We start from the raw sequence: 8932 nt of genomic DNA, 5'->3' as shown, positions 1-8932 counted from the left end.
AATGAATGGATCACCATTTCGCAGAAGGCACGGCAGTTTACCAAGGGACAACCCATTGTAAAGAGACACTGCATAAATATTTATCTGCAAGTCGAAATCGAAATGTATACGGAGAGTAAACAAAGATAAAATCAAAAATAAGAATACATCTGTTCAGTAAATAGGATCACTACTAATTATTTTGTCCTTGACAAAGGGTACACTTCAGTTGAATATCACTTGGCTTACCGTTTTAATAATTGCCATAATTACTATTCTGCTTTAGAAATAATCGAACAGGCTGAAACAAATCTACAGAAATCAGGTTCTTATCGGCGGCTTGTTACAGTGCAAATGCATAAAGCGAATCTCTACTTAAAGCTTAAAATTTATTCACGTGCCAATTTAATTTATTCAAATCTATTATCAAGAAAGGACCAAATTCAAAATAATCTTGTAGAGACATCTCTTTACGATAATATTGCCTGGTGTTTATTCATGCAGGAAAAGGATGAACAAGCCCTTGAATACGCTAAGCAGGCGCTCTCTTTAGGAAGCACTTTCCCCGACATTTACATCGTTCTCGCCTTCTCCAACTATCGCCTGCACCAGTTTGAACTGGCAAGACAATTCGCGATTGAGTTTCTTGAAAAGAATTTTGAGGAAGAACGCGCTGTTCTTATTGGACTGTTTATGAAGCTCGTGCTGGCCGTGTTGGATCAGGAACCGGATATCGCTTCTTTGGCTTCTCAGATCACTTCCCTGCTTCCCGACTTTCGGGCGGTTGAACTGGAAATTCCGTTTTATTCTTTATTGACCGACTACTACAAATCGCAAAATGATTTTTCCCGCGCTCTGGACGCGCAGGATAAGCTTGTTTCCTATTTAAAATTTAATTTCAACTTTCATTAAGCGCATAAAAAGGATCGGATTCCTTGTTCAGTATCCGGTCCTTTTGTTTTCTTTTACCTGCTTACGATAATTCGAACATACCCTCATGAAGCTGATAATACATGCCTTTTTTCTGAAGCAGTTGTTGGTGACTGCCTTCTTCCATGATCCTGCCTTTTTCTAAGACAACGATCGTATCGGCGTTTTGGATCGTTGAAAGCCGATGCGCGATTACGAACACCGTTCTTCCTTCCATCAAAGCGTCCATTCCTTTTTCGATGAGTTTTTCAGTACGCGTATCGATCGAACTTGTCGCCTCATCCAAGATCAAAACGGGCGGATCAATGATCGCCGTGCGCGCGATCGCGATCAATTGCCTTTGCCCTTGCGATAAAGAGGCGCCATCGTTGGTGATGATCGTCTCGTATCCATTGGGCAAACGTTCAATAAACGAGTGCGCGTTGGCAAGCTTCGCGGCCTGAATGACCTCTTCCATGCTCGCGTCTTCCTTGCCAAAACGAATATTATCCTTGATCGTTCCTGTGAACAAATGCGTATCCTGCAATACGATTCCTAAAGAACGTCTTAAATCTTTTTTAGCGAACAGCTGAATATCGATCCCATCTAGCAAGATCTGTCCTTTTTGAATATCGTAAAACCGATTGATCAAATTCGTGATCGTCGTCTTGCCCGCGCCTGTCGCGCCAACAAAAGCGATCTTCTGTCCAGGCTGGGCCAACACCGAAATATCGTGCAAAATTGGATGATGCGCCGAATAGCCAAAATCCACATGCACAAACTCGACCTCCCCTTTGACAGGCACATATTCTGGAGGCTGCGTCCTTCTTGGATGGAGCCACATCGGCTTTCCATCCACATATTCAAATGTGACGACGCCTTGATCTTTTTCTTCGGGAATCGTCATGAAATCAAAGATTCGCTCCGCGCCCGAAATCGCGACCAGAAGCATATTCGATTGTTGCGTAAACTGATTGATCGGCATCGCCGCCTGACGAACGAACACTAAATACGAAGCCAAAGAACCAAGATCCATACTCCCGTTCCACACCATAAGCCCACCAACGATCGTCACGATCGCATAATTCACATACGAAAGCGAAACGACCATAGGAACCATCGTCTGGGCAAAACTTTGCGCCTTTTGAGAAACCGTCTGCAAAGCGGCGCTCTTGTCTTTAAAATCTAGCTCGTTTTGAACTTCATGATTGAACACTTTCACGACCTTCTGGCCTGAAATCATCTCTTCCACAAATCCATTCAAGATTCCAAGCTGTTTTTGCTGGCGAGAAAAATACTTCTTGCTCGTATTCCCTGAAATACGAATATACACCATCATGATGATATAGAACGCGCTTACGATCAGCGACAATCTCCAATTGAGCACAAAAAGAAGCACCAAAGTCCCGACAGCCTGAATAAAAGCTTGGATCATCATCGCGAACGAATTATTCAACGCGTCGGAAACTGTATCGATATCGTTGGTAAAACGCGACATGATATCTCCATGACTTGTCGAATCAAACACCTTGATCGGAAGCGACTCCATCTTTTCAAACAAATCATGTCTAAGATCTTTGACGACTTCTTGAGCCGCTTTCGCCATGATCTGCGTATAGCCAAGTGAAGAAAGAACGCCACAAGTGAAAATGATTGCCATGATCAAAATGCCCTGCATCGCCTGCTCGCTTTGTCCTTCGCCAAGCGCGTTGACAATCGGCCGAATCATGAACACCCCAAACAAATTCGCCAAGCCAGAAACCGCCACCAAGACCATGATCACAAAAAACAAAAACGAATGCTTCCCCATATAAGAAAGAAGACGCTTCAAAGTTTTCCAAAAGTTTTGCGGACGACCATATTTAGCCATGCTTCTCTTCGCCTCCCTTCTGCTGACTTTCATAGATTTCTCGATAGATCGCGCACGTCTTGAGCAATTGTTCATGACTACCCATCGAAGCGATCGTTCCATTTTCCATCACGACGATCAGATCACAATCTTGCACGCTCAAGATCCGCTGCGCGATGATGATTTGTGTCATTCCCGAAATCTTGGCCAAGGAAGAGCGGATCCGACAATCCGTTTTCGTATCGACCGCGCTTGTCGAATCATCAAAAATCAAGATCTTTGGATGCTTCAAAAGCGCCCTGGCAATACATAAACGCTGCCTCTGTCCTCCTGAAACATTTGTTCCTCCTTGAGAAAGTCTCATATTCAAACCTTGATCAAGTCGAGGCAAGAACTCATCGACACAAGCCGCCTTGCAAGCCCAGTTGATCTCTTCCAAAGAAGCGTCTGGATTTCCCCACTTTAAATTCTCTAAGATCGTTCCAGAAAAAAGCACATTGTTTTGAAGTACGATCCCGACTTGCTCTCTTAAAAACGAGAGATCATAATCTTTTACATTGATTCCACCTATACAGACCGCTCCCGCATCCACATCATAAAGACGCGGGATCAAGCTCACGAGCGAAGTCTTTCCGCTTCCCGTTCCGCCCACGATGCCGATGCGCCAGCCTTGCTCAAAGCGAGCGTTGATATGGTCCAATACATACTCTTGCGCGTTGGCGCTATATTTAAATCGTACATCTTTGAATTCGATCGTCGCATCGTCCATAGAGGTCACTGGATCGTTTACATCGCTTTGAAGAGGCTCGTTCAAGATCTGCGCGATCCTTTGGATCGACGCCATCGACCTAGTCAACAATAAAAAGACATTGGATAACATTACGAACGAATTCAAGATCTGCAAGACATACGAAAGGATCCCAGTCAAATCGCCCACTTGCAAACTTTGCTGCAAGATCATATTGCTTCCAACAAGCATGATCGAAACGATCGTCGCATACATGCAGAGCTGGAAGGCAGGCGTGTTGAACAAAGCATAATGAAATGTCTTCTCCGTAATTCCTGCGACTTTCGCGTTCACTTCATCAAATTCTTGAAGTTCCGCCTTCTCCTTCACGAATGCCTTCACCGTACGTATAGCGATCAAATTTTCCTGCACCACACGATTGATCTCGTCCAGCGAACTTTGAAGCAAAGGATATTGTGGACTCACTTTCTTTACGATCCAGACTAAGATCAAGACAAGAAGAGGCGAAACGACAAAAAAGATGAGCGAAAGCTTCCAAGAAAGCAAGAACGACATCACAAGACCTAAAACAAGCATGATCGGACCTCGAGCCATCGGTCTAAGGCCTGAAGTAATGGCGTTTTGCACGATCGTCACGTCGCTAGTCAAACGAGTAATGATGCCACTCGTCTCAAAATGATCCAAATTCGTGAACGTAAACTTTTGGATCCGTTCAAACTCGAGATCCCGCAGCCTTTGTCCTAATCGAGTGCTTGAAATGGCGGCAAAGCGAGCATATAAAAGCCCCGTCAATAAAGATAGTAGGGCACATGTCCCCATCCCCACGCCCCCATACACAAAAACTTTGATATTGTGAGCCAAGATCCCTTGATCGATCACTTGCGCCATGATCAAAGGAATCAAAACTTCAAAAAGTGTTTCGATTCCGACAAAGACGATCGCCAAAACAAAATACTTTCGAATCCCTTTTGTTTCTTGCGCAATGCGTTTTAAATCCGACACACGATCCCTCCTCTACCTTTTTCCATTATACGCTTTGGCACAAAAAAACCCCTATTTTTAAACATAGGGGAAATTCTTTTTGAATTAATCGTTGCCTTTGGCCGCTTCACGCATGTCCTTAGCGGCTGCTTTGACATCCTTGACTTCTTCACGACCCATTTCTTTGGCTTCTTTGACTTCGTCGCGGGCGAGCTGTCTTAATTCGCGATCTTCTTCACGTGCTTCTTTGAACTCTTCACGAGCTTCTTCGCGCACTTGATGCTCACGCTCTACTTCATCTTTTAAAGCGTCCCACTTTTGTTCGAATTCTACATGATGCAAGTCTTCTTTGTCCTCATGATCCAAACCTTGGGCGTTGGTCGCTTTCCGCTCGGCATGAACATCTTCATCGATCGTTTTGCGCTCTTCGCGAAGATCATCCAAAGCTTCTTTGCGTTCTTCGCGGATCGCTTCTTTTTGTTCTTTGTGAAGTTCGCGGGCTTCTTTTCTCAATTCACGCGCGTCTTCTCTAGCTTCTTTGACTTCAGCTCTTCTTTCTTCTTTGGCTGCTTTCACGCCTTCGCGAGTGACTTCGCGAACATCTTTTTCAACTTGATTCATTTCTTTCTCCTCTTTTCTCTCTTCGTTTTTCAAAAATTGATCACTCATTTCGAGCGTGCTCTTGGGAGTGATTCGTTCAATGGCCGTGCACCAAATATCGAGGGCGCTCACCATTACATAAAAGATGACAGTAAAACAAAGTGGAACATAACAATTGCTTACAAGATAAGCAATCAGTTCAATTGGGTCGTAACTCATGCCTTGGTAGTAAACGCTCCAAGTCGCGTAGGCTTGAAATATCGTAAAACACGTATAGATCAAGGAAAGCACGAGAACGACATATAAGAAAACGCGAAGATTTTTTTCTTTCTTCATGGGTTCTCAATCCTCCTGTACTAAAAAATATTGTAAGTTCAAGAACTCTAGAATTCAATCGAGATGAAATGAAAAAGGCTGAATTAAGAATTCAGCCAAGAAAGATCGATTCGATTTGGATATGGATACATCGTCTCTTTGATCCATGGGCCAAATGAAAGGACACGATGGTCTTCATATTTCAAAAGTCCAGAATATCCGATCATAACTGCATAAAACGCGTTTTCTTCCACATCTAAAGAGATGATCCCATGATGTGTTTGAAAAACAAGCTGAAAAATTGGTTTTTGCGTCCGATAAGAAATCCCTTTTTTCTTATTGATCAGCAATGCCTGTAGTGATTCCTGATATTGCATTTCTTCCTAGTACCTTTCTTTTGTTCTGTTTTAATCATACAATATTTTTCCATATTTGGTACCCTTTTTTCCAATAAAATCATATTAAAAACTAATTTGGACAAACTTCAAGTTGTCATACAGATATATTCTTCTTACAATAGAAGAGCAGAAAGAAGGATGAGGATGAAGAAATCTCAAATCGTGATGAGCGAAGGATCGATTTGGAAAAACATGCTCCTATTTACGATGCCGATTTTTATAGGGCAACTTTTCCAGCAATTTTACAATACGGCGGATTCATTGATCGTCGGCAATTATCTTGGCTCAAAAGCATTGGCAGCCGTCTCAAGCTCAGGCAACTTGATCTTTTTGATGGTTGGCTTTTTTAATGGAATGTCATTAGGCGCTGGGGTGGTGATCTCCAAATTATTCGGAGCCAAAGACGAGCGAAGGATGAAGCAAATGATCTATACGACAATCGCCCTTTCCTTTTTGATCGGGATCGTTTTGACAATCCTTGGAAGATGGCTCTCTCCCCTTCTTTTAGTATGGATGCAGACACCTTCGGATGTGATGGAACAATCCAATTTGTATTTCTCCATTTATTTTTTAGGATCGCTTGGCTTGATCTTGTACAACTTTTTATCCGGGATCATGAGAGCGGTCGGCGATTCGACGACGCCTCTTTATTTTTTGATTCTTTCTTCGCTTCTCAATATCGCGCTCGATCTCTTTTTTATTCTCGTCTGGAAGATGGGGGTCGATGGCGCAGCTTGGGCCACGATCCTCGCCCAATTTGTTTCTGCCTTCTTGCTGCTGATCTGGATGCAGAAAAAAGGCGCCTCGTATTCGATCGAACTTAAAAAGATCCGTTTCTATCCTGGCTGCTTGAAAGAGATCCTTGTTTATGGTCTTCCGACAGGAGTGCAGAATTCGATCATTTCCTTTGCCAACGTGATCGTCCAATCCAATATCAACGCGTTTGGAGCGATGGCCATGGCAGGATGTGGCGCATATTCGAAACTTGAAGGTTTCGCGTTCTTGCCGATCATGTCTTTCAATATGGCGCTCTCGACTTTTGTCTCGCAAAATATTGGCGCCAACCAATTGAGTCGCTGCAAAAAAGGGGCGAACTTCGGGATCTTGTGTTCTATGCTGAGCGCCGAGATCGTCGGCCTCTTATTTATGCTTTTTGCTCGAGAATTGATCGGACTGTTCGATTCGAATAAAGAAGTGATCGAGTTTGGCGCTCAAAGAGCATGGTGCAATTGCGGATTTTATTTTCTGCTCGCCTATTCGCATGCGGCCGCGGCGATCTTGCGAGGATATGGAAAACCGATGATTCCGATGTATGTGATGCTTTTGTTTTGGTGCGTGCTTCGTGTATCCTTTTTAATGGTGACGGGCTATTTGTTTCACGATATCCAATTTGTCTATTGGGTCTATCCTCTCACATGGGCCAGCTCTTCGATTGTCTTCTATTTCTATTTGAAACAAAGGATTTTCGCCTTGATGTGAAAGTTAAACATTTTATTTTTTAGGTGTTTCTTTTTGATGTGAGAAGATATATAGAATAATTATTTAAATTTAATATATCTATCTTATACTATCTGATATAATATTTACATGAAAGCTAATGAAGTAATGAAGATTCTCCAGATCAGCCGCTCCACCCTGCTCAGATGGAGGAAAGACGGAATCCTGAAAGCAAACAAGCTTCCTTCCGGCCAGTATGATTGGGACGAAGATTCTGTTTATGCACTGATCAACAAAGGCGAAAAACGGGGAGTGTATCTCTATGCACGGGTATCTACGCCCAAACAGAAACATGATCTGGAAAATCAGATGGAAAACCTGCAGAATTTCGCGATGAAGCAGGGGTATCCGGTCGCCGGTGCTTTTCGGGATATTGCCAGCGGCATATCTTTTGAGAAAAGGAAAGAGTTCTTTGAACTGCTCGACCTTGTGATCGCAGGGAAAGTATCGACTGTGATCATTACCTATAAAGATCGATTGAGCCGGGTTGGGTTCGATCTGTTCAAATATCTGTTCGCCAAATACCATGTCGAGATCGTCGTCATGTCTGAACTGACAGACAAGACGACTGATCAGCAGGAGATATTCGAAGAGATCGTCAGCCTGCTCCACGCTTTTTCGATGAGGATGGATTCTGGAAGAAGGAAAAAGATCAAAGAAGCCCTGGCTGATGGAAGAGAGGAAGGAAGTGAATGCGATGGCAAAAAGACAGAAGTCCAACAGGAATCGTGAAGAAAGCTATGCCCAACGTCGCCAAAAACTGACGGAAATCCAGTACGAACATCTTGTTGAGCGGCATGTCATCCGGCCTTCTAACAGCCATTACAGAGTGCTGGACGAGTACGCCCATAAAGCAAACAATGTCTACAACCAGGCTTTATACCGGGTCCGCCAGGCCCTGTTCGACGGAAGATGGATGACCTATTCTCAGCTGGACAAGAGTCTCAAGAAATCGAGAGACCAGAAGGACTGCATGATCTACTCGTCTATGAACAGCGTTCATCTTGTCCAGCAGATCCTTCGCTGCGTGAGTGACACCATGAGCTCCTGGAAAAAAGCCAGGGACGCCTACCGGAAAGCCCCTCACAAGTTCACTGGACGGCCGAAGCTGCCCGGATATCACAAGAAAGGCGGAAGATCTCCGATTTTCATCGACAATCAGACAGCCAAACTGCGTAAGGGCGGATATGTCGAGATTCCTGTACTGGACAACTTTCGCATTGAACTCCAGCATAAGGAAACAAGCGGCATCCAGCAGGTGAGGATCATCCCCCAGCATGGCCGATTCATTGTTGAAGTGGTCTACAGGACAAATAAAGAAATCGCCTACAAACCGGATAACGGCCGGTACCTGAGTATCGATTTGGGGCTGGACAATGCATTTGCCCTGGCTTCCAATGTCGACGGATTCCAGCCTGTCCTGATCAACGGCCGCCCCATCAAGGCACTCAACCAGTATTACAACAAGGAGCGTGCCAGACTGTATCAGGCCCATGATTTTTCGAATCAGCCCCGTTCAAGCAGACGTTTTGAGAGGCTTGAGTTCTTCCGGGACCAGAAGATCGATCGCTTTGCCCATGAAGCAAGCAGACGCATCGTTGATATAGCGTTAAGCCATGATATCGCGACGATCGTTATCGGGAAGAACAAAGGCCA

At 44.2% G+C, this 8932-nt stretch carries 8 protein-coding genes; 4 read left to right on the top strand and 4 right to left on the bottom strand.

Annotated features, from left to right (window positions below):
- The first annotated feature begins 477 nt into the window (after positions 1 to 477).
- Positions 478 to 891, top strand: coding sequence for a hypothetical protein (locus BO225_RS00310; protein ID WP_076340310.1), 414 nt, complete (start codon positions 478 to 480; stop codon positions 889 to 891).
- 61 nt (positions 892 to 952) lie between these two features.
- Here BO225_RS00310 and BO225_RS00305 read toward each other — a convergent pair whose 3' ends face one another.
- From BO225_RS00305 to BO225_RS00290, 4 genes are all read right to left on the bottom strand, one after another.
- A complete protein-coding gene (locus tag BO225_RS00305) occupies positions 953 to 2758 on the bottom strand; it encodes an ABC transporter ATP-binding protein (RefSeq protein WP_076340309.1) in 1806 nt (601 codons plus the stop codon).
- Positions 2751 to 4487: an ABC transporter ATP-binding protein gene (locus BO225_RS00300; protein ID WP_076340308.1), complete on the bottom strand. Its 1737-nt coding sequence runs from the start codon at positions 4485 to 4487 to the stop codon at positions 2751 to 2753. The genes BO225_RS00305 and BO225_RS00300 overlap by 8 nt, the downstream gene beginning before the upstream one ends.
- An 84-nt stretch (positions 4488 to 4571) precedes the next feature.
- Positions 4572 to 5402: a hypothetical protein gene (locus BO225_RS00295; RefSeq protein WP_076340307.1), complete on the bottom strand. Its 831-nt coding sequence runs from the start codon at positions 5400 to 5402 to the stop codon at positions 4572 to 4574.
- Between the two features lie 83 nt (positions 5403 to 5485).
- Entirely contained in the window at positions 5486 to 5758 is a 273-nt protein-coding gene (locus BO225_RS00290) for a hypothetical protein (protein WP_076340306.1), read from the bottom strand.
- On the opposite strand from BO225_RS00290, the gene BO225_RS00285 reads away from it, so the two are divergent.
- The 3 genes from BO225_RS00285 to BO225_RS00275 form a co-directional block, all read left to right on the top strand.
- The gene (locus BO225_RS00285; protein WP_419185459.1) at positions 5753 to 7258 is read left to right on the top strand and encodes an MATE family efflux transporter; all 1506 of its coding nucleotides are present in this window, start codon (positions 5753 to 5755) and stop codon (positions 7256 to 7258) included. The two genes, BO225_RS00290 and BO225_RS00285, sit on opposite strands and share 6 nt — an antisense overlap.
- A 108-nt stretch (positions 7259 to 7366) precedes the next feature.
- Positions 7367 to 8008, top strand: a complete 642-nt coding sequence (locus tag BO225_RS00280) for an IS607 family transposase (protein ID WP_076340305.1) — start codon at positions 7367 to 7369, stop codon at positions 8006 to 8008.
- Positions 7974 to 8932 (top strand): RNA-guided endonuclease InsQ/TnpB family protein (locus BO225_RS00275; protein WP_076340304.1); only part of this gene is annotated, 959 nt, incomplete at its 3' end. The genes BO225_RS00280 and BO225_RS00275, both read left to right, overlap by 35 nt.

It is taken from the genome of Dubosiella newyorkensis (genome assembly GCF_001945605.1).
GTDB classification, from domain to species: domain Bacteria; phylum Bacillota_I; class Bacilli_A; order Erysipelotrichales; family Erysipelotrichaceae; genus Dubosiella; species Dubosiella newyorkensis.
Note: the sequence above shows the minus strand (reverse complement) of the source record. Positions and strands in the feature narration are given on the sequence as shown.

Excerpts from the sequence above, each read along its gene's own strand:
- BO225_RS00280 (WP_076340305.1), top strand. The coding sequence starts at position 7,367 with ATGAAAGCTAATGAAGTAATGAAGATTCTCCAGATCAGCCGCTCCACC.
- BO225_RS00310 (WP_076340310.1), top strand. The coding sequence starts at position 478 with ATGCAGGAAAAGGATGAACAAGCCCTTGAATACGCTAAGCAGGCGCTC.
- BO225_RS00295 (WP_076340307.1), bottom strand. The coding sequence starts at position 5,402 with ATGAAGAAAGAAAAAAATCTTCGCGTTTTCTTATATGTCGTTCTCGTG.
- BO225_RS00290 (WP_076340306.1), bottom strand. The coding sequence starts at position 5,758 with ATGCAATATCAGGAATCACTACAGGCATTGCTGATCAATAAGAAAAAA.
- BO225_RS00305 (WP_076340309.1), bottom strand. The coding sequence starts at position 2,758 with ATGGCTAAATATGGTCGTCCGCAAAACTTTTGGAAAACTTTGAAGCGT.